A 22,367-nucleotide genomic window follows, 5' to 3' on the forward strand; every position below is an offset into this window, starting at 1 on the left:
TGAGTATATTGGCTGTGAGCCAGTCAACGCAGGAGTCAAGCATGTCCCCGCGAAGCGCATCGGTCAATGAAGAGCTTCGTCGACGTTCTCGTGAGCGGCTTCTGCAGGCGACGGTGGAGCTGGTCGACGAGCGCGGCTACGAGGCGACGACACTCGGTGACATCGCCGACCGGGCGGGCTCGGCCCGCGGCCTGGTCTCGTACTACTTCCCCGGCAAGCGGCAGCTGCTGCAGTCGGCGGTGCACCGGCTGATGCACCGGACGCTCGAAGCGGCACTGATGCGCGAGCCGCGCACCGAAGACGGCCGTGAGCTGCTGGCCCGGGCCATCGACGCGATCCTCGGCCTGGCGGCCGACCACCCGAGGCTGATGCGCACGCACATGGCGGGGATCCTGCAGGCCGACGGTTTCGTGCAGTGCCCGGAACAGCAGCGGCTGGCCGCTCTGCTGCGCGGGACGCTGGAGCTCTACGGGGTACGGGACGTCGACACCGAGTACCCCCTGTTGCGGGCGCTGCTGATGGGAGCCGTCTTCGCCGTACTGCTGCCCGGTGTGCCGATGGCGAGCGGACGGCTGCGTGCGGAACTGTTCCAGCGGTACGGGCTGGACTGGGAGCTCGGCGTCCCGCCGGGCGGTCTCCCGCCCGGCGGAGCACCTGGGCACGTTCCGGATCAGTCGTCGAAGCGGCCGTGACGGGGGAAGTAGTCCGGCTGCGTCTGCACGTTGAGTTCGCGCATCCGCACCCGCTCTCCGGCGTCGGTGCGCCGGTCGCTGATCTTCAGGACGTCGAAGCCCTTGGCGATGTCGTTCGAGTAGATGTAGCCGTTGTAGTAGTACGCGGACCAGGAGCCACCCGTCGCCAGGGTGGTGTCGCTCAGCGGGCCGCGCTCGAAGTAGGCGATCTCCTTCGGCTCGGCGGAGTCGGTGAAGTCCCAGACCGAGACGCCGCCCTGGTACCACGCCTGGACCATGATGTCGCGGCCCTTGACCGGGATCAGCGAGCCGTTGTGGGCGACGCAGTTCTCGGTGCCCGCCTGGTGGCGCGGAATCTTGTAGTAGCTGCGGAAGACCAGCTTGCGGTGCTCGCCCTTGCCGGCGATGTCGTAGATGCCGTCGGCGCCCCGGTCCGGACCGACCTCGGCGTTGCAGGTGGCCGCGCCGCCGCCGCCCAGTTCGTCGGTGAAGACGACCTTGTTCGCCTTCTGGTTGAAGGTGGCCGAGTGCCAGAACGCGAAGTTGACGTTGTCCTGGACCCGGTCGATGACCTTCGGCCGCTCCGGGTGCTTGATGTCGAAGAGGATCCCGTCACCCATGCAGGCACCCGCCGCCAGGTTCTTGGAGGGCAGCACGGTGATGTCGTGGCAGCCGGTGGTCTTGGAGACACCCGGGTTGGTGGGCGAGCCCGGGTTGCCGCCGCCGTCCGGGCCCTCGCCGGGGAAGAGCACCGGGAAGTTCACGACCGCCGACTTCTCGGGAGCCCTGCGCGGCACCTTGATGACGGAGATCCCGTCGTGCGGCGGCCGGCAGTCGGGGAACGCGGCGTTCGGCGAGTACGAGGAGACGTACACGTAGACGTTCCGCCGCTCCGGGACCAGCGTGTGCGTGTGCGAGCCGCAGGCCGTCTCGACCGCGGCGACGTACTTCGGGTTGCGCTTGTCGCTGATGTCGAAGATCTTCATGCCCTCCCAGGACGACTTCTCCGTCGCCGGCCGGGTGGTGCTGTTGCAGGAGTTGTCGCTCCGTGAGGAGTCGGTGGAAAGGAAGAGCAGGTCGCCGGAGACGCTGACGTCGTTCTGCGCCCCCGGGCACAGGACCTGCGCAACGGTTCTGGGCCGTTCCGGGTTGCCGATGTCGAAGATGCGGAAGCCGTCGTAGTTGCCCGCGAAGGCGTACCGGCCCTGGAACGCCAGGTCCGAGTTGGCCCCGGACAGCGCGTCCTTCGGGATGTTCGTCACGTGCTCGATGTTGTCGCTGTGGACGACCTCGTCCACAGCGGGTATCTCGCCGCTTCGGATCGCCGATCTCGTCTCGGCCGCCTGGTCCGCGGAGACCTTCTCCCGCGCTGGGGCGTCACCGGGATCGGGGACGGCGACCGCCGGTCCCGCCGCCAGCATCGTGGCGAGCAGTCCGGCGGCGGCGGCTGCGACACCCAGTCGTCTGCGCCGCACTCGGGTGGTGTGCAACAGGATCACTGCGTCCTCCCCTGATAGCCGTTCATGGGTGAACGGTTCACGGACCCCGGCAGTATGGTCCTTAGCATGCACATCTCAACAGATGGCAACCCGGCCCAAATCAAGGTTTCCCGTCGGCGGCGCATGCGCAGTAAGTGAGAGCAGCCGTAGGAGAGTTCCACGTTGCCCAGGAGGTCCCCGTGCCGAACCGCCCCCGGATCGTGCGTATACGCGGCTGGGCCGCGGTCGCGGTCGCCGCCGTGGCCGTACTGGCTCTCGGTGCCTGCGAGTCGGGATCCGACGGCCCGGACAAGGCGGGCGGCGCGGCCGGTCCTTCCGTGGTCGCACCGGGGAAGCCGGGCGAGCCCGCCAGGACGCTGTCCGCGGAGGAGGCGGCGAAGGCCGTACCCGACGACAGTCCGAACTCGGCGGACTTCGGCTATGCGCGAATGATGATCGAGCACCATGAGCAGGCGCTGGTGATGACCGCCCTCGTCCCCGACCGCGCCGACTCGGGCCGGGTGAAACGGCTCGCGGAGCGCATAGCCGCGGCGCAGGGGCCCGAGATCGACGCGATGCGCGGCTGGCTGAAGAACCACGGCGGCGACAAGGCGACGGACCGGCACGGCCACGGCCACGGCACGATGCCGGGGATGGCCACCGACGCACAGCTGCGGCAACTGCGCGAGGCCGATGGAAGGGCCTTCGACGAACTCTTCCTCAAGCTCATGATCACGCACCACCAGGGAGCGGTCACCATGGCCGCCGACGTGCTCTCCGACGGGAACAACGTCCAGGTCGAGGAGATGGCCAACGACGTGATCGCCCAGCAGACCGCCGAGATCGGCCGGATGCGCGACATGTGAGGGCCGGCGGGCACGCTCCGGACAGCGGGCGGGGACGCGCGACACCCGGGACAGGCCGGGACAGGCCGCGCCGTGCGTACGGGGCACGCCGCGACAGGCCGCCCGGGCACGAGGCTCCCCAGCGGGGCGCCGCGGTGCGATGCTGGAAGTCCCTCTGCGGGAAGGAGCGCGCCCGTGCTTCGCATCGCCGTCGTCGGATCCGGACCCAGCGGGGTCTACACCGCTCAGGCCCTGGTGGAACAGTCCGCCGTGCCCGACGTCCGGGTACACATCCTGGACCGTCTGCCCTGCCCCTACGGGCTCGTGCGCTACGGAGTGGCCCCCGACCACGAGAAGATCAAGTCGCTGCAGAACAATCTGCGCACGGTGCTCGAGGACGACCGGATCGAGTTCCTCGGGAACGTCGAGGCGGGCGCGCGGGGCCTCGGTCCGCGACGGCTGCTGGATCTCTACCACGCGGTGGTGTACTGCGTGGGCGCCGCCAGGGACCGCAGGCTCGGCGTCCCGGGCGAGGACCTGCCCGGCAGCCACTCGGCCACCGACTTCGTCTCCTGGTACAGCGCCCACCCCGACGCAGCGCCCGACGCCTTCGCACTCGAGGCGCGGACGGCCGTCGTCATCGGCGTGGGAAACGTGGCGGTGGACGTCGCGCGCATCCTCGCGCGCGGCGCGGACGAACTGCGCGGCACGGATGTGCCGGAGGGCGCTTTGGAAGCACTCGCGGCCAGCCGGGTACGCGATGTGCACATGGTGGGCAGGCGGGGCCCGTCCGGTGCCAAGTTCACCACCAAGGAGCTGCGCGAACTCGGCGCCCTGCCCTCTGCGGACGTGCTGGTGGACCCGGCGGACCTCGCGCTGGAGAGCGCGTACGCCGATCCGGCTGCCGTGCCCGCCCTCGTACGGCGCAACCTCACCGTCGTACGCGAATGGGCCGCCCGGCCGCCGCAGGGCCGGCCGCGCCGGCTCCATGTGCGGTTCTTCCTACGGCCGGTGGAGCTGCTGGAGCAGGACGGCCGGGTCGGCGGCGTCCGCTTCGAGCGGACCGCTCCCGACGGCACCGGCGGCGTGCGCGGCACCGGTGCGTACGAGGAGATCGAGGCGCAGCTGGTGCTGCGGGCGGTGGGCTACCGGGGCGTACCGATGGAGGGGCTGCCCTTCGACACCGAGCGCGGGGTGGTGCCGAACACCGCCGGCCGGGTGCTGCGGGAGGGGTCCTTCTCTCCCGGTGAGTACGTGGCCGGGTGGATCAAGCGGGGCCCGAACGGGGTGATCGGCACCAACCGGCCGTGCGCCAAGGAGACGGTGAACTCGCTGCTGGCGGACGCGGCCGTGCTCGAACGGCGGCAGGTGGCCGCGGACCCGGAGGCCGAACTGCGCGCCGCGGGCCACCGGCCGGTGCGGTGGCCGGGCTGGCTCGCCATCGAGGAGGCCGAGTCGGCGCTGGGGCACACGCTGGGCCGGTCGCGTGTGAAGATCCCGGACTGGGCGGGGCTGCTGGGCGCGGCGGGCGGCGCGGACCCGGGCCGGAGCCGACCGTTCGCCGGGGGCTGACCGCTCACTCCAGGCGCCGACCGTACGCCGGGGACCGACCGCTCACCCCAGGCGCCGACCGCTTGCCGGGAGGGGCGCTGAGTGCTCGTGCCCCAGCGGACCGTCGAGGGCGGCGCCCCGGCAGCGGCCGGCCTGCCGAGGCTGAACGCGAGGGAGGGCGGCGTCCCGGCGGTCGGCCTGTCGGGGCTGAACGCGAGGGAGCCCCCGGCCGGCCGCCGCCGCTCGTCGCAGGGGGCACGTCCCGGCCGGCGCGGGTGCCGGCCGTCGGTATGCCGACGGCACCGATGACTTCCGGCCCGGCGGGAGGTCTCCACTTCATTCAGCGGGCCGACCGCGCGCAGAGCGTCCTGCCGGGCACTGTCAGTGGCCAGGTGCAGACTGGCTCACGACCGGGACAATGGCGTCTGGGAGGTACCAGGACATGACCGATGTTCTTCTCACCGTGGGCACGCGCAAGGGCCTCTTCATCGGCCGCAGGAGCGGCGACACATGGGAGTTCACCGGCCCGCACTTCAACGCGCAGGCCGTCTACTCGATCGGCATCGACCGGCGCCGCGCCGTCCCACGACTGCTCGTCGGCGGCGACAGCGCTCACTGGGGCCCGTCCGTGTTCCACTCCGACGACCTGGGACGGACCTGGGTGGAGCCGGAGAAACCGGCGGTCAGGTTCCCCAAGGACACGGGCGCGTCCCTGGAGCGGGTGTGGCAGCTGCACCCGGCCCCCGAGGCGGAGCCCGACGTCGTGTACGCGGGCACGGAACCGGCGGCTCTCTTCCGCTCGGAGAACGGCGGCGAGAGCTTCGAGCTGGTCAGACCGCTGTGGGAGCACCCGACGCGCTCGCAGTGGGTGCCCGGCGGCGGTGGTGAGGCCGTGCACACGGTGGTCACCGACCCCCGGGACCCACGGTCCGTGACGGTCGCCGTCTCCACCGCCGGTGTGTTCCGCTCCCGTGACGGCGGCGCGAGCTGGGCACCGTCCAACCAGGGAGTGTCCGCCGTCTTTCTGCCCGACCCGAACCCGGAGTTCGGCCAGTGCGTCCACAAGATCGCGCAGGACGCCGCCGATCCGGACCGCCTTTATCTGCAGAACCACTGGGGCGTGTTCCGCAGCGACGACGCCGGGGCCGAGTGGACCGACATCGGGACCGGGCTGCCGTCCGACTTCGGCTTCGCCGTGGCCGCCCATCCGCACCGTGCGAACACCGCCTACGTCTTCCCGATCACCGCCGACTCCGACCGCGTCCCCGCCGGACGCCGCTGCCGGGTGTACCGCACCGAGGACGCGGGCGAGAGCTGGCAGGAGCTGTCCGCCGGGCTCCCCGAGGGCGAGCACTTCGGCACAGTGCTCAGAGACGCCCTGTGCACGGACGACGCGGACCCGGCCGGCATCTACTTCGGCAACCGCAACGGCGAGGTGTACGCGAGCGCGGACGACGGGGACAGCTGGGAGTTGCTCGCCTCGCATCTGCCCGACGTGCTGTGCGTGCGGGCTGCCGTCCTCAGGTGACATCCGAGGACCGACGGCCGGCGAACCGACGGCCGGCGGAGCAACCGTACGGGCGTCGCACGGGGCCGCCCGGTCCCGGCTCGTGTTCGCGGTGACGGACCCGGCCCATAGGATGCTGCCGCTGTACAGGTGACCGGCAAGGGCCGGCACCTGCTGGACGACCGGCTCCTGGAGACAACCGCCCGTGACTGCACGACCGTTGAAGGAAATCGTCGAGGCGGGGTGGGCCGACGCGCTCGCCCCCGTGGCCGAACGCATCGCCGCCATGGGCGACTTCCTGCGCGCGGAGATCGCCGCCGGGCGCACCTACTTGCCCGCGGGGCGGCACGTGCTGCGCGCCTTCCAGCAGCCGTTCGACGAGGTGCGTGTCCTGATCGTGGGCCAGGACCCCTACCCGACGCCCGGCCATGCCGTCGGCCTCAGCTTCTCGGTGGCGCCCGAGGTGCAGCCCTGGCCTCCGAGTCTGGACAACATCTTCCGCGAGATGCACACCGACCTCGGCCACCCCCGGCCCTCCAACGGGGACCTCACCCCGTGGACCGGCCAGGGTGTGCTGCTGCTCAACAGGGCACTCACCACCGCGCCCCGCAAGCCCGGTGCGCACCGCGGCAAGGGCTGGGAAGAGGTGACCGAGCAGGCGATCCGGGCGCTCGCGGCGCGTGGCAAGCCGCTGGTGTCCGTCCTGTGGGGGCGTGACGCACGCAATCTGCGTCCGCTACTCGGCGACATTCCCGCCATCGAGTCGTCGCACCCCTCACCGATGTCCGCGGACCGCGGCTTCTTCGGCTCTCGGCCCTTCAGCCGCGTGAACGAGCTGCTGCTCCAGCAGGGCGCGCAGCCCGTCGACTGGCGGCTGCCGTGAGCTGGGTCCTCGGCGTCGACTCGGGCGGCTCCGGCCTGCGGGCGGCACTGGCAGACGCCGGGGACCTCACAGGCCACGGGGCGCGCGCCGGCACGGGCGGGCCGCGCAACGGCTCGGTGGCGCTGCCGTACGCCGCGGCCGCCTCCTCCCGCGAGCCGGTGCGCACCGGCAGCGCGGGGATCGACGCCGGGCATCTGCTGGAGCAATTGGTGCCCATGGCCCGGGATCTGCTGGAACGGGCCGGAGCGGGACGGCTGTCCGCCGTGGTGATCGGCGCGGCGGGGATGGCGACGCTGGGCGGCCCGCTCCGTGCCGAACTGCCTGCCGCGCTGGAGAGCGCGCTCGGGGTGCGGCGGCTGGTCCTGGCCGCCGACGCGGTCACGGCGTACGCCGGTGCGCTGGGCAGTCGCGCGGGCGCGGTCGTCGCCGTCGGCACCGGAACGATCGCCCTGGGCACCGATCTGACCGTCTGGCGCCGCGCTGACGGGTGGGGCCATCTGCTGGGCGACTGCGGAAGCGGCGCCTGGATCGGGAGGGCGGGACTCGAGGCCGGGCTGCGGGCACACGACGGCCGACGAGGGGGGTCGGCCGTACTGCTGGACCGTATGGAGTCGGTGTTCGGCCCGGCATCGAAGCTGCCGGGATTCCTCTACCCCCGGTCCGACCGTCCGGCGGTGCTCGCCGCCTTCGCCCCTGACGTCGCGCGGTGCGCGAGCGACGACCCGGTGGCCGCCGCCATCCTCGCCCGGGCGGCGGGTCACATCGCGGAGGCGGCCGCGGCCGTGTGCCCGCCGCCGGACGAAGTGCCGGACGGCTGCGAGGTCGCCCTGACCGGTGGACTGCTGAAACTCGGTGAGCCGCTCCTCGGACCACTGCGGAGGGAACTGGCCGGGCAGTTGCCCCACGCCCGCCAGGTCGCCTCCGCGGGCGACCCGCTTTCCGGTGCGCTGCGCCTCGCCGGCGAGCTGGCGGCCGGTGAGCTACGCCTGCCGGCCCACCCGACCCTGCTGCACGTGCCCGGCGGGACACGGCCCGGCGACTGTCAAGATCCAAACCGATAAAGATCCAGCCGGACAAACGGGACAGACGGCACTCCACCGCCCCCTCCCCGAACGGCCGCGCGGTCAAAACCAGTAGCATGCGGCGCCATGAGCTCCTCCACTGGGCCTGCACCCGGCCTGCCTGTACGAATGCCGCGACCCCGCCAGTCCGGGCGACACCGCCGTCCGGAGCCCGTGGCGGCTCCCGAGGGCGCACCCGCCCTCGTTCTCGCCGTGCCCGGCTCCCCCGCGCCCACCACGCGCAGCCTGGCCGAAGAGGTCATAAGCATCGCCCGGTCCGAGCTGCCCGGCCTCGACGTGGGCATCGGCTACCTCGACGGTGACGATGCGGAGTACCCCACGCTGGAGACCGTGCTGGCGCGCACCGCCGCCCGGCGGACCGATCGGTACGAGATCGCCAGGGCCGCCGGCCGCGAGGTGACCGAGCCCGAGGGCCCCGCGGCGGTCGTGGTACCGCTGCTGGCCGGCCCCGACAACGCGCTGATGCGCCGCATCCGGCAGGCCGTCATGGACAGCCGCGCCGCCGCAGAGCTGACCGACGTCCTCGGCCCGCACCCGCTGCTCGCGGAAGCCGTGCACGTCCGCCTCTCCGAAGCGGGGCTGGCACGCGCCGACCGGGCCCGGCTGTTCACCGTGGCCACGGCCGCCGACGGCATCATCCTGGCCACCGTGGGCGGCCAGGAGGCCGTGCAGGCGGCCGGCATCACCGGCATGCTGCTCGCCGCGCGCCTGGCCGTGCCGGTGATGGCCGCCGCGCTCGACGAGGAGGGCTCGGTCGCGGCGATCGCCGAGCAGCTGCGGGGCTCCGGATCCGGGCAGCTGGCGCTCGCCCCGTACCTGGTGGGACCGGAGCTTCCCGAGGGTCTGCTCGACGCCGCCGCGAAGGAGGCCGGCTGCGCCGCCGCGGAGGCACTCGGCGCGTACCCGGCGATAGGCAAGCTGGTGCTGTCGCAGTACACGACGACGCTGGGCATCGCACCGCAGGGGCAGGGAGCCGAGCAGCGCTGACACGGCCGACGCGAGGAGCGTGTACGAGAGGGGCCCGTGCCGGGCCGGAACGCAAGGGTGAGCCGCCCGGCACGGGCCCCTCTCGTACAAGCCCGCCCAGCGGCGCGGAGCGGAGGATGGCGCTGCGCGGCGTCGGAGACGGCCGCCGCGCACCGGCGGCCGTCTCCGACCCGCCCCGCGCCCCCTCATGCGCCCGTGCCGCTGCCCGGCGGAGCGCGTTCAGGCGAAGACCACGCAGGACGCCGCCGGGACGGCGAGCATGCCGGCCGCGTGCGGGATGCCGGTGGTGGCGTCGATCGAGAACCATGTCACGTCGCCCGAGCGCTCGTTCGCCGCGTACAGCCGGCGTCCCGACGGATCGAGGGCCAGGTCCCGTGGCCAGCGTCCGCCGCACGGGACAGTGGTGAGAAGGGCCGCCCGCTCACCCGTCGGGTCGAGCGAGAGCACGGCGATGCCGTCGTGGCCGCGCACCGCCGCCCACAGATGACGGCCGTCGCGCGCGACGACCGGTGCCGACGGATACGCCGGACCGGCCGTGCCGTCCGGGACCACGGCGGTCTCGTGGACCGGCTCGAGAAGGCCCCTCGTCACGTCCCACCGGCACACGATGAGGACGGGCTCCAGCTCGGCCAGGACGTACACGTGTCGCCCGTCCGGGTGGAAGGCCAGGTGGCGCGGCCCCGTGCCGGGGCGCAGAGCCGTCTCGCGGTGCGGAACCAGCGTGCCCGCCGCGGTGTCGAGCGCCCAGATCCGCACCGAATCGGTGCCGAGGTCGACGCTCAGGATCCATCGGCCGGTCGGGTCCGGCAGCACTTGGTGGACATGCGGCCCGCCCTGCCGTTCGAGGACGGGACCCGCGCCCTCGTGCCGTATGACGGCCGAGAGCGGACCGGGCGTGCCGTCGGTGCCGACGGGCAGGACGCTTACGGTGCCGGAGCCGTAGTTGGCGGTCAGCAGGTGGCCCTGCGAGACCGCGAGGTGGGTGGGGTGTCCGCCGCCCACCGGCACGCGCCGGCCGATGGGGCGCGGTGCGGCGCCGGTGGCGTCGAAGGCCGCCACCGCGCCGTCCGCCGTCTCCGAGACGGCGTGGACGACGGTCCCGGCGCCGGTCGTCACGGCGGCCAGGTAGGACGGGTCGGTGACGGCGTCGCTCACACCTGTTTCGGTCAGGGCTCCGGTGTCCGGGTCGACGACCGCGGCCACGATCCCCCGCCCGCCGGCCGACGTGAACGAACCGACGAAGGCCCGCCCCGCACTCCTGTCCGCCCAGACCGCCCCGACCGCCACTGTGCCCGTCCCCTCGCCGGATCTCCGGAGCGTCCCTCCGGGATCGCGATCACGCCCGCGGGCGAGACGCTAGCAGTTGGTTCAGACCATCCTGGGATCAGGCCGGCACAAGGGGGGCACGAGGGGGCGTACGCACGGGAGTCGCCAGCTCCGCGAGCGCCCGCTCCAGGTCGTGCAGATGCCGGAGGGCGGCCTCGGCACCCGGGTCGTGGGGCTGGGGCACCGGGACGACTCGCACGGCGACCGGCGCCGACGGCGGCGCCACCAAGGCGTGGACCGCCGCCTCCACCCGTCCGCAGGCCGCCGCGAGGCGCACGTCGTGGGAGGCGAGGGGGTCCGCCGCGACGGCGGCGAGGCCCCGGACCTCACGCGCGCAGTCGTCGAGGAGGGCGACGACGTGGCGGGCTCGGGCCTTGCGCGCCCGCAGCGGCGACAGCGGATGCATCAGCGGCCCGAGCGACAGCCGGACCCTGCCGAGGAGGCCCTCGAGCTCGGTGACGTACGGCGTCGGGTCGGCGTACTGCGACCCGGCCAGACGCGCGGCGGCCTCGGCGGTGCAGCGGTGCACGCAGCGCACGGCCTGCTCGATCCAGGCATGGGTGGTGGCATGCGTGGTGACGGGCAGCACGATCAGCACGGCGAGTGCCGCGCCCAGGGCGCCGACGGCCGTCTCCGCCAGCCGGAGCACCAGCAGGGCCGGCTCCAGGAAGCCGAGCAGGCCGTACAGCAGGCTGACGAGGACCGTCACAGCGAACATCATCCAGCTGTACGAGACGGCGGCGGTGTAGAAGATGCCGAAGACGCACACGGCGACGAGTGCCGCCGTGGGCACGACCGCACCGTGCAGCGGGACGGCGACCAGCCCCCCGGCACCGATACCGATCAGCGTGCCGAGGACCCGGCGGAAGCCCCGGACCAGGGTCTCGCCGCGCGAGGCGGTGTTGACGAAGACCCACCAGGCGGCGCCGACGGCCCAGTACCAGCGTTCACCGGAGAGGATCTGGCCGATGACGAGGGCGAACGCTCCGGCGGCCACGACCTGGACGGCCTGCCGCGTGGTGACGCGGTCCAGCCCCGTGCCGCCCGGCAGCGCGGGGGCCGGCGCCGGCGGCAGCCGCCGCTCGTAGCACCACACGCCGAACCGGACCACGGAAGAGGCGAGGACGGCCAGGATCACGGCGGCGTACACCTCTGGCAGCTGCCGGGGGGCCGTGTGCAGGAACTGCGCCACGAAGAAGGTCATGAACCCGAACGTGCCGAGCGCGTGCCCGCGCGGGCCCCATCGCCGGGCGTACACTCCCGCGCCCGCGACGGCGAGGAACGCCAGGTCGCGCACCACGGGATGGTCGTGCAGCCCTGCGGCGAGGGCCAGCACCGGGAAGCCGACGGCGGGCAGCAGGACGGTGGTGACCCCTTGGCCCCGGACGGTCCTGTCCGTGACGGTGAAGAGGGCGAGAAGCGCCGCGAGCCCGCCGGTGACGACCGCGGGCAGGGCGAGGCCGGCGAGAGCGCACACGGCGACCGCCAGACCGATGCCGAGCACGGCCCGGACGGCGCTGCGCAGGCGCAGGCGTCCCGGGTCCGCGGCGACGAACATCCTCTTCAGCACTGCTTGCGGCCCCCATTTCCTATCGGCCCGAAGTTCGGCGTGCAATCCGGCATGAAAAAGGCGCCGCGGAATCCCGCAGCGCCATCGACCTCCCCATGAGACCATCCTTTCACCCGTTGGCTCAACTCGCGAGCGATCAACAGGGCCATTGGCCCATCGCGCGGTCGTACTGCGAGCCGGGCCGTCGGCCATTGGCCCACCCGTCGCGACCGTCGACCGCCGGCGGCACCCATGCCCCGGCCGTGTGGCCCGCGGGTGGTGCGCCCGCCGCCCATGGGGTACCCGCCGCCTTGCGGAGGGTCGGCGGCCCACGGAGGGTCGCCCAACGGACCGAGCACGGGAGGTGCGGTCCCATGGCAACGACGACACAGACGGTCTCGATCGACGCCGACGGCGTCCCCCTGGCAGGAGACCTGGCGCTGCCCGAGGCCGCGCGCGGCCTCGTGTGCTTCGCCCACGGCAGCGGGAGTTCGCGGCACAGCCCGCGCAACCGGCAGGTGGCCGAGGTGCTGCAGCGCGCCGGGCTGGCCACGCTGCTCATCGACCTCCTCGGCGAGGACGAGGAGCGCGTGGACCGGGTCACCGCCGAACTGCGCTTCGACATCCCGCTGCTCGGCCGGCGGGTGACGGCGGCGACGGACCGGCTCGGCGAGCGGGCGGACACCGCGCACCTCCCCCTGGGGCTGTTCGGCGCCAGCACCGGCGCCGCCGCCGCGCTGGTGGCCGCCGCGAAGAGGGCGGACCGGGTCCGCGCGGTGGTGTCGAGGGGCGGCCGACCGGACCTGGCGGGCAGCGCGCTCTCCGCCGTACGCGCCCCGGTCCTGCTGATCGTCGGCGGCGAGGACCGGCAGGTGCTGGGGATGAACGAGCAGGCGGCCGCGGAGCTGACCGCCGACCACCAGGTGCTCGTGATACCGGGGGCCACTCACCTCTTCGAGGAGCCGGGGACCTTGGAAGCGGCGGCGGACGCGGCACGCGACTGGTTCCTCCGCATGAGCGCGGACGGAGGAAGGTGAACCGGGCGGGCACCTCCCCGGGGACCGAACCGCACACGCGCGGCACCATGAATCGGACCGCACGCACGCCGTCGGCCCCACGGACCGCACCCCACGCCCTCCGCCGGCACCACGAACCGCACCGCACGCCCTCCGCCGGCCTCACGGACCGCACCGCACGCCCTCCGCGACCGACCCGGAAACGGCGTCAAGTGCTAGAAAAGAGACATGACGGGCCGGTCACCCGACCCTGATGTGCGGCATGCGACCCCTCGCCGACGCGCCCGCCGGGCGCCGGCGCCCAGAGCCGGGAAGTGGAGCGCTATGAACGGGCACAGGCCCGACCCGTCGCGGCGCCCGCTGCGGGGTAAGCGGGAGTCACTGCTGGGGGCGCGGAGTGTCGCCGGGCAGGTGCTGCTGCTGCAGATCGCGGTCGCCGTCCTGCTGATCGCCGCCGCGGTCGTGTTCCTCGTACTGCAGGCACGGCACGACAGCGAGCAGGACGCGCAGAACAGGTCGCTCGCGACCGCCGCCGCCTTCGCCCGTGCCCCCGGCACCGCGGCCGCGCTCCGGTCGCCCGATCCCACGGCCGCGCTCCAGCCGCTCATGCAGGAGACCTCGCGGGCGGCGGGAGTCGACTTCCTCACCGTGATGGCGCCGGACGGGACCCGGTACGCCGACAGCGACCCCCGCCTGATCGGGCAGCGGAGCACCGGCGTCGAGCGAGCCGCGCGCGGGGAGGCGTTCACCGAGATCTTCGAGGGGGCCCCCAACGACGCCGCCCGCGCGGTCGTGCCCGTGTCCGGCCCCGACGGTGCGGTCATCGGCCTGGTGCAGGCCGGTGTCGAGATCGAGAACGTCGGCGACGCCGTGGACCGGCAGCTGCCGATGCTGCTGGCATCCGCCGCGGCGGCGCTCGCACTGGCCACCGTCAACGCCGCCCTGGTGAGCCGTAGGCTGCGCCGCCAGACACGCGGGATCGGCCCCACCGAGATGACGAGGATGTACGAGCACCACGACGCGGTGCTGCACGCCGTACGCGAGGGGGTGCTGATCGTCGGCGGTGACGGGCGGCTGATGCTGGCCAACGACGAGGCCCGCCGCCTCCTCGAACTGCCGCCGGACGCGGACGGGCGCCACGTCACCGGCCTGGGGCTCGACGCCGGCATCGCGGCGCTGCTCGTCTCGGAGCACTCCGTGACCGACGAGGTCCACCTGGCCGGTGACCGGCTGCTCGCCGTGAGCACCCGGCCCACGGCACCGTACGGCGGCCACTTCGGCACCGTGGCGACGCTGCGGGACACCACCGAGCTGCGTGCCGTGTCAGGCACCGCCGAGGAGGCCCGGCGACGCCTGAAGATCCTTTACGACGCCGGGACGCGGATCGGCACGACACTGGACGTGGTGCGGACCGCGGAGGAGCTGTCGAGTGTGGCGGTCCCGCGGTTCGCGGACTTCGTCACGGTGGAGCTGCTCAATCCGGTGCTGCACGGTGACGAACCGACCGGCGCGCCGACGGAGATGCGCCGTGCGGCGCTGACCGGCATCAGCGCGGACCACCCCTTCCAGCCGGTGGGCGACGTGATCCGGTTCCTCGCTCCGGCCACTCCCATGGCCGAGGCCCTGACCGGCGGGCACGCGGTGCTCGAGGCCGACCTGACGGTCGCCGACAGCTGGCGGGCCCAGGACCCCGAGGGAGCGGACAGCGCCCTCACCTATGGCGTCCACTCGCTGATCACTGCTCCCCTGCAGGCCCGCGGTGTGGTGCTGGGCATGGTGAACTACTGGCGCTCGGAGCGGGAGGAACGCTTCGCGGAGGAGGATCTGTCCTTCGCGGACGAGCTGGCGGCACGTGCCGCCGTCGCGATCGACAACGCCCGCCGTTTCACCCGCGAGCACACCATGGCGGAGACCCTCCAGCGCAGTCTGCTGCCGCATGTCCTGCCCGTTCAGGGGGCTCTGGACGTCGCCTACCGGTATCTGCCCGCGCAGGCCCGGGTGGGCGGCGACTGGTTCGACGTCATCCCGCTGCCCGGCGCGCGGGTCGCCCTCGTCGTCGGGGACGTCGTCGGCCACGGGCTGCACGCCGCCGCGACGATGGGCCGGCTGCGTACCGCGGTCCACAACTTCTCCACCCTCGACCTGCCGCCGGACGAACTCCTGACCCGGCTCGACGAGCTGGTGGGCCGCATCGATCTGGAGGACTCCGGCGGCGAGGGCGAGGGGATCACCGGCGCCACCTGTCTGTACGCGATCTACGATCCGGTCTCCGGCCTGTGCACCTTCGCGACGGCCGGCCACCTGCCGCCGGCCCTGGTACGTCCCGACGGAAGTGTGGAGTTCCTTCAGGTGCCCGTCTCGCCTCCGCTCGGCCTGGGCGGCTTCCCGTTCGAGTCGGCGGAGGTGCGGTTGCCGGAGGGCAGCAACCTCGTCCTGTACACCGACGGTCTCGTCGAGCACCGCGACCGCGACCTCGACGCCGGTCTGGACGAACTGCGCGCGGTCCTGGCCGGCCACGCCGACCGGACGCCGGAGGAGACCTGCGAGGCCGTCTTCGACGCCATGCTGCCTCAGTCCCGCCGGGACGACATCGCGCTGCTGGTGGCGCGTACCCGGTTGCTCGAAGAGGACCGGATCGCCTCCTGGGACGTTCCGCGAGATCCGGCCGCCGTCGCACCGGTGCGCAGCGCGTGCAGCCGTCAACTGGACGCCTGGGGACTGGAGGAGGCGGGCTTCACCACCGAGCTGGTGCTGAGCGAACTGATCACCAACGCGATCCGCTACGGCAGCGAGCCGATCCGGGTACGGCTGCTCTACGAGCGCACCCTGATCTGCGAAGTGTCCGACGGCAGCAGCACCTCACCGCATCTGCGGCGGGCCGCCACCACCGACGAGGGCGGGCGCGGCCTGTTCCTCGTCGCCCAGCTCGCGGCGCGGTGGGGTACGCGGTACACGGCGACCGGCAAGGTGATCTGGACCGAGCAGTCCCTGACCGACGGGCAGCCGCCGGCGGAGCTGCTGCTGCCGGCCGACGCCGACTGGTAGAGCGAATGGGTCAGTGGCCCGCCCCCGCCCCGCGGGCATGGGCCATTGGTACGGTGGAAGTCCATGCAACGCGCCGCGAAAGGGCCCGATGGACCATGGCGGTGGACGAACTCGACACCCGCATCCTGCGTCTGCTGATCGAGCAGCCGCGCACCAGCGTGCGTGAGTACGCGCGCATCCTGGGCATCGCACGCGGCACTCTGCAGGCCAGGATCGACCGGCTCGAACGCGACGGCGTGATCACGGCCACCGGGCCCTTCCTCTCCCCCGCCGCCCTGGGGCACCCTGTGCTGGCCTTCGTGCACATCGAGGTGACGCAGGGGCATCTGGACGAGGTGGGAGACGCGCTCGCGGCCGTACCGGAGATCATCGAGGCGTTCTCGATCACGGGCGGCGGAGACCTGCTGACCCGGGTCGCGGCGCGGGACAACGGGCACCTCGAGGACGTGATCCAGCGGCTGATCAACCTGCCCGGCGTGGTGCGCACCCGCACCGAGATGGCCCTGCGCGAACGGGTCCCCTACCGGCTGCTGCCCCTGGTCGAGTCGGTGGGCCGGTCGGCCGGCGCCCAGCGTTGAACGGCCACTTGGCATGCTGGACGACATGAGCACCGCGCACACCCCTTCGGTCGTCTTCGATCTCGACGGCACACTCGTGGACAGCGAGCCGAACTACTTCGAAGCGGGCCGCCGCGTCCTGGCCGCACACGGGGTGTTCGGCTTCGACTGGGACGAGCACACAGGCTTCATCGGCATCGGCACCCGCGAGACGCTGGAGATCCTGCGCGCCCGGTACGCCATCGACGCTCCGCTCGACGAGCTGCTGGCCGCCAAGAACCGCGCCTACCTGGAGCTGGCGTCCTCGACCCAAGTGTTCCCCGAGATGCGCGAGTTCGTGGAGCGCCTGTCGGCGGCGGGTGTTCCCATGGCGGTGGCCTCCGGCTCGTCGCGGGCGGCCATCGAGGCAGTGCTCGCCGGTACCGGCCTGGCCGCCCACATCGCCGTGACCGTCTCCGCGGAGGAGGTCGGCCGCGGCAAGCCGGAGCCGGACGTCTTCCTGGAGGCGGCCCGCCGCTTGGACGCCGCGCCCCACGACTGCGTGGTCCTGGAGGATGCGCCGCCGGGGGCCGCGGCCGCCCGGGCGGCGGGCATGCGGTGCATCGCCGTGCCGTACGTCGAGGGCACGGCCGGCGATGCCGCGTTCCTGGCTGCGGACCTGCTGTTCGCCGGCGGGCAGCGCGAGTTCACGGCGAAGGCCGCGTACGAATGGATCATGGGCACGGCGTGACACCGGTCCCGGAAGCGGCCCTCGGAGACGAGACGGCGGCCCCCCGCAAGGGAGCCCGGCCTGGCCGCTTGCGGCAGGCGAGGGGGCCCGGCCGGGGGCCGTCTGCGGCAGGCCAGGGGGACCCGGCCGGGGACGCGGCCCGCGCGACGGCTCCCGGCCGCCCAGCGCCTCCAGTGCCCCACGGACGAGGCCCGGCTGCCACGACACCTCGACCACGCGTCCCAGTCGCGGCCGAGCAACGGCCCGTACGCCTCGGGATCGCGCCGGTCGGCGGCCACCAGCGTCGCTCCGTCCGCGGCTTCGCCGCTCTCGCCGCGGGCGAGGCACGTCTCGCGATGGCCGCGCTCCACGGCCTGCCGCGACAACTCCCGGCCCACCCAAGCCGTTCCACCCAGAATCAGGATCTCCATGTCGCCGGCCAACCACCGACGGTGGGAAACACGCGGCCGAATCAGCTGACGGCAGACCGACTGCGCCGGACCACCGCGGAGCCGGACTCTCCGTACCGGGGCGCCTCGGGCCCTGTGCCATACTCAGCCCGCTCGCTGCCAGTTCTGAAGTCGTGGGGATCCCTTGAAGCCCGAGTTCGCCGTCCCCGGCGCCCGGCCCGTCACCGGAGCCGCCGCCGTCACCCGGGCCGCCGCGCCGGTGGAGACCCCCACCCGGGCGACGCCCGGCATCCGCGCGGGAATCGGCACGTGAGCGGTATACGGCTGACCGCTCCCTATCTGGACACGGACGCGGACCAGCTGTCCTTCACCCTGGGACGGCCCGCCCGCGAGGCACTCGCCGTACGTGATCTGACCGTCGGCGGGCTGGACGTCCAGCTCCGGCTCCTGGGCGCCTCCCACCAGGTCTTCGCCGGGCCGGTACGGGAGACCGTGGCCTGCCTGCCCGGCGTCGAGGGAGGGCTGCCGGACTCGGCGCAGCAGGAGTTCGGCGACTGGTCCTACCACTTCAGCGCCCGCGTCGAGCACTTCACCGCGGCACGGTTCAGCGAACAGGTGGCCCTGATCCGCAGCCGGTCCGACGCGTCCCCCGAGACAGGGCTGTACGGGGCCTTCCCGGGTTCCGCGGAGGCCGTCACCGCGCTGACCGTCGAGCGCCACGGCGACGGACTGGGCTGGCGCACTTGGCACACCTACCCGCAGAGCCGCCAGATCGTGGCGACGCACACCCGGCTGGAGGCACGATGAAGACCGCCCGAATCATCTGCGTGACGCTGTTCGCCCTCGTCGCGCTCACCGCGTGCGGCGACGACCCAAAGGACGCCAACATCGTGCCGTCCGGCTGGATCCGCCAGCAGTACACCGGCAGTGGTGTGGGCTATGTCGACAGCAGCGACGCCACGTCGGCGGTGGCCAAGGAGATCGACGGCCACACCGCGGCACGCGACCGGATCGACGACGACGGCAAGGTCTTCCTCCGCTACCGGGACGACATCGTGGCGATCACCCCGCTCAGGAGCGGCAGCCGGATCGAGATCGACGACTACCGCAGCGGCTACTACCGCTGGCAGTCCCACATCCGGTCGGTCTGGCCGGACCCGGACGGCAACTCGTTCCGCGGCGGCGGCCCCGGCTCCGGCAAGTGACCGACTCCGGTCCCCCCTCCGTCCGAACCCCTCGACGACGTCCCCGAAAGGCACCCCGTGGCAGAGATCTTCGAGTCGGCAGGTATCGCCCTGCTGTACGGTCTGGTCGGTTTCTTCGTGATGGCGGTCGGCTTCATCGCGCTGGACCTGGTGACACCCGGCAAGCTCGTCCATGTGGTGTGGACGGAGCGCAACCGCGGCGCCGCCGTCCTCCTCGCCGGCCAGACGATCGCCATCGGCCTCGTCATCGACCAGTCGATCCGGGCCAGCGAATCGGAACAGGGGCTCGGCCTCGGACTGTTCAGCACGCTCCTGTACGGCCTGGCCGGCGTCGTCGTGATGACGCTCATCGCCTGCGTCGTCGGTCTGCTGACGCCCGGCCGCCTCGGCCAGGCCGTGCTCGACGACAACGGCGACCGCCCGCACCCCGCCGCCTGGGTCCAGGCCGCCATGTACATCGGAACGGCCTTCATGGTCGGCGCCGCGGTCTCCTGACCCTCCGATGAGCACCACCACCGCGGACCGCACCGCGACCCCCACCACCGAACCCGCGTCCGCCGTCCATTCGCGGGGGGCGCGGTTCCTGCTGCTGTTCTCGGTGTTCCTCTGCGCGGCCTGCGGTCTGGTGTACGAGCTGGCGCTGACGGCGCTGGGCAGCTATCTCATCGGCAACTCGGTGATGCAGACTTCGGTGGTCATCTCCGTGATGGTCTTCGCCATGGGGATCGGCTCGCTCGCGGCCAAGCCGCTGCAGCGGCGCGCGGTCGGCGCCTTCGCCCTGGTGGAGGGGGTGCTCGCGCTCGTCGGCGGCCTGTCGGTGCTGGTGCTGTACGTGTCCTTCGCGTGGCTGCGGATCTACATGCCGTCGATGGTGGTGGTCACGTTCGTCGTCGGTCTGCTCATCGGGGCCGAGATCCCGCTGCTGATGACGCTGCTGCAGCGGATCCGACGGCAGGAGGCCGGCAGCGCCGTCGCCGACATGTTCGCCGTCGACTACATCGGAGCACTGGTCGGCGGGCTGTGCTTCCCGCTGCTGCTGCTTCCCACCTTCGGGCAGCTCAAGGGCACGCTGGTGGTGGGGGCCGTCAACGCGGTCGCCGGCGTCGTCGTCGTGCTGTGGATCTTCCGCAGGCAGACCCGCCGCGTCGTACGGCTGTCGCTGCTGGCCGGCATGGCCGGGGTCCTGGCCGTGCTCGCCACCGTGTACGCGCTGGCGGACGACATCGAGGTGACGGCACGTCAGCAGCTGTACCGCGACCCGATCGTCCACGCGGAGACCACGCCGTACCAGGACATCGTCGTCACCCGCTCCACAGCCTTCACCGGTGAGCCCGACATACGGCTGTTCCTCAACGGCGACCTGCAGTTCTCCTCCGTCGACGAGTACCGCTACCACGAGGCGCTGGTCCACCCCGCGATGTCGGGGAAACGTTCCTCGGTACTGATCATGGGCGGTGGCGACGCGCTGGCCCTGCGGGAAGTGCTGCGCTACGACGACGTCGAAGAGGTGACACTCGTCGACCTCGATCCGGCGATGACGAAGCTGGCCCGCGACTTCGAACCGCTGCGAGAACTGAACCGTGACGCCCTCGCCGACCCTCGGGTCACCGCCGTCAACGCCGACGCCTTCAACTGGCTCCGGGACGCCGGGCAGCGCTTCGACGCGGTCGTCATCGACTTTCCCGACCCGGACAGCGCGGCGCTGGCGAAGCTCTATTCCGTCGAGTTCTACCATCTGCTGAGCCATGTGCTGAACCCGGACAGCCAGGTCGTGGTGCAGGCCGGCTCGCCCTTCTTCGCCCCTAAGTCGTACTGGTCCATCGCGACGACGATCAGCGAGGCCGGCTACCGCACCACCGAGTACCAGGTCGACGTGCCCAGTTTCGGCAATTGGGGCTTCGTCCTGGCCGTGCCCGGCAGCACGGGCGGGGCGCCGGACCTGCGCCTGCCCGGCGACGCGCCGCCGCTGCGGTTCCTGGACGGCGCCGTCCTCGATGCCGCCACCGTCTTCCCGCTGGACCGCCGTCCGCAGGAAGTCGCAGCCAGCACGCTGATGGATCCCGTGGTGCTGGAATACACGCGCAACGAGTGGCAGAACTACTGAGCGGAGCGCCGACACTCCGGGTCCTTGCGATCGCGAAGCTTCCGATGGCACCGAGAGCGCGAGTGCGCACCGCCAACCGCCTCTCCGCACGACGATCAGCGGCTGTGCAGTTCCGATGATGCGCCGTTGGATACGGAACCCGGAACCGGCCTCGCGGCACCAACCTTTGCTCCAGCCAACCCCCTAGCCGCCTGAACCGACGCGCCGGGCACCCGTGCGCGGGACCGGTCGCTCCGCGCCGCCCGGACATCGCGCACGGATTTCCTACCGGGGGGTAGGCCGACCCCGGCCCCTTGCTATACGGTCCGTCCAACAGCTTGCTAGACAGTTCGTCTAACAAGGTGCGGCAGCACCTGCCCTACAGCGTCCCGAGGAGCCGCTCCATGGCCAGCAGCACCGTTCGACCGAAGACGCAGGACCGGACCCCGCAGTACGACGTATCCCGGCGGTTGCTCGACTCGGCCGCGAAGCTGGCGTACGACCCCGCCATCGAAGTGGACTGGGAGACGCCCCTGGACAGGGACTTCCACGGCGCCAGCCCGGAGTGGAGCAGCCTCTACGGCACCGCGTACTGGCAGGAGCTGACCGACGCGCAGCGCAAGGAGCTGACGCGCCAGGAGGCGGCGTCGGTGGCCAGCACCGGCATCTGGTTCGAGATGATCCTGCAGCAGATGGTCCTGCGCGACATCTACGCCAAGGACCCCACCGACGACCGGGTCCAGTGGGCTCTCACCGAGATCGCCGAGGAGTGCCGGCACTCGATCATGTTCGCCCGCGGCGCCCGGAAGCTCGGAGCACCCGCCTACCGGCCGCACCGCGTAGCCGTCGAACTCGGCCGCGCGTTCAAGACGCTGGCGTTCGGCGAGGCGGCGTATGCCGCGATCCTCGTCGCCGAGGAGGTGCTGGACGTCATGCAGCGCGACTGGATGCGTGACGAGCGGGTGGTGCCCTTCGTCCGCACCATCAACAACATCCATGTCGTCGAGGAGTCCCGGCACATGAAGTTCGCGCGCGACGAGACGCGCAGGCACCTCGCGGGCGCCGGACGCGTACGCCGGCAGCTCAACGCCTTCGTCGTCGCGATCGCGTCCTACGTCATCGTCACCAGCATGGTGAACCCGAAGGTCTACGTGAACGCCGGTCTCGACGAGCGGCGCGCCCTCGGCGAGGCCAGGGCGAACGAGCACCACAAGTCGATGATGCGGTCGAGTTGTTCCGGCCTCATGGAGTTCCTGGCCTCTGCCGGCCTGCTCACCAGGCCCGCGCTGTTCTTCTACAAGCGCGCGAACCTCATCTGACCCGGCCTCGAGCCGCCTCCGGCCCGGCCCGACCTGATCCGTGGCCCGACCCGCGACGCTGGCCGAGCCGAACCCCGGAGCCGAACTCCCGAACCGCGAACCGAGCCGACCCGAACCGCCGAG

General features: G+C 72.4%; 20 protein-coding genes and 1 pseudogene. 17 read left to right on the forward strand and 4 right to left on the reverse strand.

Features of this window, described 5'->3' with window-relative positions; all coding sequences use genetic code 11:
- Positions 1-41: 41 nt before the first annotated feature.
- Positions 42-692 (forward strand): helix-turn-helix domain-containing protein, encoded by a 651-nt coding sequence (locus tag AB0903_RS15030; RefSeq protein ID WP_366702743.1) that lies wholly within the window; start codon positions 42-44, stop codon positions 690-692.
- On the opposite strand, the gene AB0903_RS15035 is transcribed toward AB0903_RS15030, so the two are convergent.
- Positions 671-2,191: a hypothetical protein gene (locus AB0903_RS15035; protein WP_366702745.1), complete on the reverse strand. Its 1,521-nt coding sequence runs from the start codon at positions 2,189-2,191 to the stop codon at positions 671-673. The genes AB0903_RS15030 and AB0903_RS15035 overlap by 22 nt on opposite strands.
- 179 nt (positions 2,192-2,370) lie before the next feature.
- On the opposite strand from AB0903_RS15035, the gene AB0903_RS15040 reads away from it, so the two are divergent.
- From AB0903_RS15040 to AB0903_RS15065, 6 genes are all read left to right on the forward strand, one after another.
- Positions 2,371-3,036: a DUF305 domain-containing protein gene (locus tag AB0903_RS15040; protein WP_366702747.1), complete on the forward strand. Its 666-nt coding sequence runs from the start codon at positions 2,371-2,373 to the stop codon at positions 3,034-3,036.
- 174 nt (positions 3,037-3,210) lie between these two features.
- Entirely contained in the window at positions 3,211-4,587 is a 1,377-nt protein-coding gene (locus AB0903_RS15045) for an FAD-dependent oxidoreductase (RefSeq protein ID WP_366702749.1), read from the forward strand.
- Between the two features lie 421 nt (positions 4,588-5,008).
- Positions 5,009-6,094, forward strand: a complete 1,086-nt coding sequence (locus tag AB0903_RS15050) for an exo-alpha-sialidase (protein ID WP_366702751.1) — start codon at positions 5,009-5,011, stop codon at positions 6,092-6,094.
- Positions 6,095-6,278: 184 nt separating this feature from the next.
- Positions 6,279-6,956 carry a uracil-DNA glycosylase gene (locus AB0903_RS15055; RefSeq protein WP_366702753.1) on the forward strand — a complete coding sequence of 226 codons (678 nt, stop codon included), beginning with the start codon at positions 6,279-6,281 and terminating at the stop codon, positions 6,954-6,956.
- Positions 6,953-8,017 (forward strand): BadF/BadG/BcrA/BcrD ATPase family protein, encoded by a 1,065-nt coding sequence (locus AB0903_RS15060; protein WP_366702755.1) that lies wholly within the window; start codon positions 6,953-6,955, stop codon positions 8,015-8,017. Before AB0903_RS15055 ends, AB0903_RS15060 begins: the two co-directional genes overlap by 4 nt.
- Positions 8,018-8,104: 87 nt before the next feature.
- Positions 8,105-9,025, forward strand: coding sequence for a hypothetical protein (locus tag AB0903_RS15065; protein ID WP_366702757.1), 921 nt, complete (start codon positions 8,105-8,107; stop codon positions 9,023-9,025).
- 219 nt (positions 9,026-9,244) lie between these two features.
- On the opposite strand, the gene AB0903_RS15070 is transcribed toward AB0903_RS15065, so the two are convergent.
- Positions 9,245-10,312 carry a lactonase family protein gene (locus AB0903_RS15070; RefSeq protein ID WP_366702759.1) on the reverse strand — a complete coding sequence of 356 codons (1,068 nt, stop codon included), beginning with the start codon at positions 10,310-10,312 and terminating at the stop codon, positions 9,245-9,247.
- 97 nt (positions 10,313-10,409) lie between these two features.
- The gene (locus AB0903_RS15075) at positions 10,410-11,921 is read right to left on the reverse strand and encodes an FUSC family protein (RefSeq protein WP_366702761.1); all 1,512 of its coding nucleotides are present in this window, start codon (positions 11,919-11,921) and stop codon (positions 10,410-10,412) included.
- Positions 11,922-12,274: 353 nt separating this feature from the next.
- On the opposite strand from AB0903_RS15075, the gene AB0903_RS15080 reads away from it, so the two are divergent.
- From AB0903_RS15080 to AB0903_RS15095, 4 genes are all read left to right on the forward strand, one after another.
- Positions 12,275-12,937 carry a dienelactone hydrolase family protein gene (locus tag AB0903_RS15080; protein ID WP_366702763.1) on the forward strand — a complete coding sequence of 221 codons (663 nt, stop codon included), beginning with the start codon at positions 12,275-12,277 and terminating at the stop codon, positions 12,935-12,937.
- Positions 12,938-13,240: 303 nt separating this feature from the next.
- Positions 13,241-15,961 (forward strand): SpoIIE family protein phosphatase, encoded by a 2,721-nt coding sequence (locus tag AB0903_RS15085; protein ID WP_366702765.1) that lies wholly within the window; start codon positions 13,241-13,243, stop codon positions 15,959-15,961.
- Positions 15,962-16,056: 95 nt separating this feature from the next.
- On the forward strand, positions 16,057-16,539 hold the full coding sequence (locus AB0903_RS15090; protein WP_366702767.1) for an Lrp/AsnC family transcriptional regulator: 483 nt from the start codon (positions 16,057-16,059) through the stop codon (positions 16,537-16,539).
- Positions 16,540-16,564: 25 nt separating this feature from the next.
- Positions 16,565-17,248: an HAD family phosphatase gene (locus AB0903_RS15095; protein WP_366702769.1), complete on the forward strand. Its 684-nt coding sequence runs from the start codon at positions 16,565-16,567 to the stop codon at positions 17,246-17,248.
- Between the two features lie 153 nt (positions 17,249-17,401).
- On the opposite strand, the pseudogene AB0903_RS15100 reads toward AB0903_RS15095, so the two are convergent.
- A pseudogene (locus AB0903_RS15100) lies at positions 17,402-17,658 on the reverse strand (NAD-dependent epimerase/dehydratase family protein); the annotation flags it as partial.
- A 163-nt stretch (positions 17,659-17,821) separates the two neighbouring features.
- On the opposite strand from AB0903_RS15100, the gene AB0903_RS15105 reads away from it, so the two are divergent.
- The 6 genes from AB0903_RS15105 to AB0903_RS15130 all read left to right on the forward strand — a co-directional run bounded on the left by AB0903_RS15105 (position 17,822) and on the right by AB0903_RS15130 (position 22,244).
- Positions 17,822-17,950 (forward strand): hypothetical protein, encoded by a 129-nt coding sequence (locus AB0903_RS15105; RefSeq protein WP_366702771.1) that lies wholly within the window; start codon positions 17,822-17,824, stop codon positions 17,948-17,950.
- Positions 17,947-18,444, forward strand: a complete 498-nt coding sequence (locus AB0903_RS15110; protein ID WP_366702773.1) for a DUF2617 family protein — start codon at positions 17,947-17,949, stop codon at positions 18,442-18,444. Before AB0903_RS15105 ends, AB0903_RS15110 begins: the two co-directional genes overlap by 4 nt.
- Positions 18,441-18,842, forward strand: a complete 402-nt coding sequence (locus AB0903_RS15115; RefSeq protein ID WP_366702775.1) for a DUF4247 domain-containing protein — start codon at positions 18,441-18,443, stop codon at positions 18,840-18,842. Before AB0903_RS15110 ends, AB0903_RS15115 begins: the two co-directional genes overlap by 4 nt.
- A 57-nt stretch (positions 18,843-18,899) precedes the next feature.
- Entirely contained in the window at positions 18,900-19,337 is a 438-nt protein-coding gene (locus tag AB0903_RS15120; RefSeq protein ID WP_366702777.1) for a DUF350 domain-containing protein, read from the forward strand.
- 7 nt (positions 19,338-19,344) lie between these two features.
- A complete protein-coding gene (locus AB0903_RS15125; RefSeq protein WP_366702779.1) occupies positions 19,345-20,946 on the forward strand; it encodes a polyamine aminopropyltransferase in 1,602 nt (533 codons plus the stop codon).
- Between the two features lie 383 nt (positions 20,947-21,329).
- Positions 21,330-22,244 (forward strand): diiron oxygenase, encoded by a 915-nt coding sequence (locus tag AB0903_RS15130; RefSeq protein WP_366702781.1) that lies wholly within the window; start codon positions 21,330-21,332, stop codon positions 22,242-22,244.
- The last annotated feature ends 123 nt before the right edge of the window (positions 22,245-22,367 follow it).

Origin of the sequence: Streptomyces sp. NPDC048389, assembly GCF_040706335.1 — a bacterium.
Classification (GTDB): domain Bacteria; phylum Actinomycetota; class Actinomycetes; order Streptomycetales; family Streptomycetaceae; genus Streptomyces.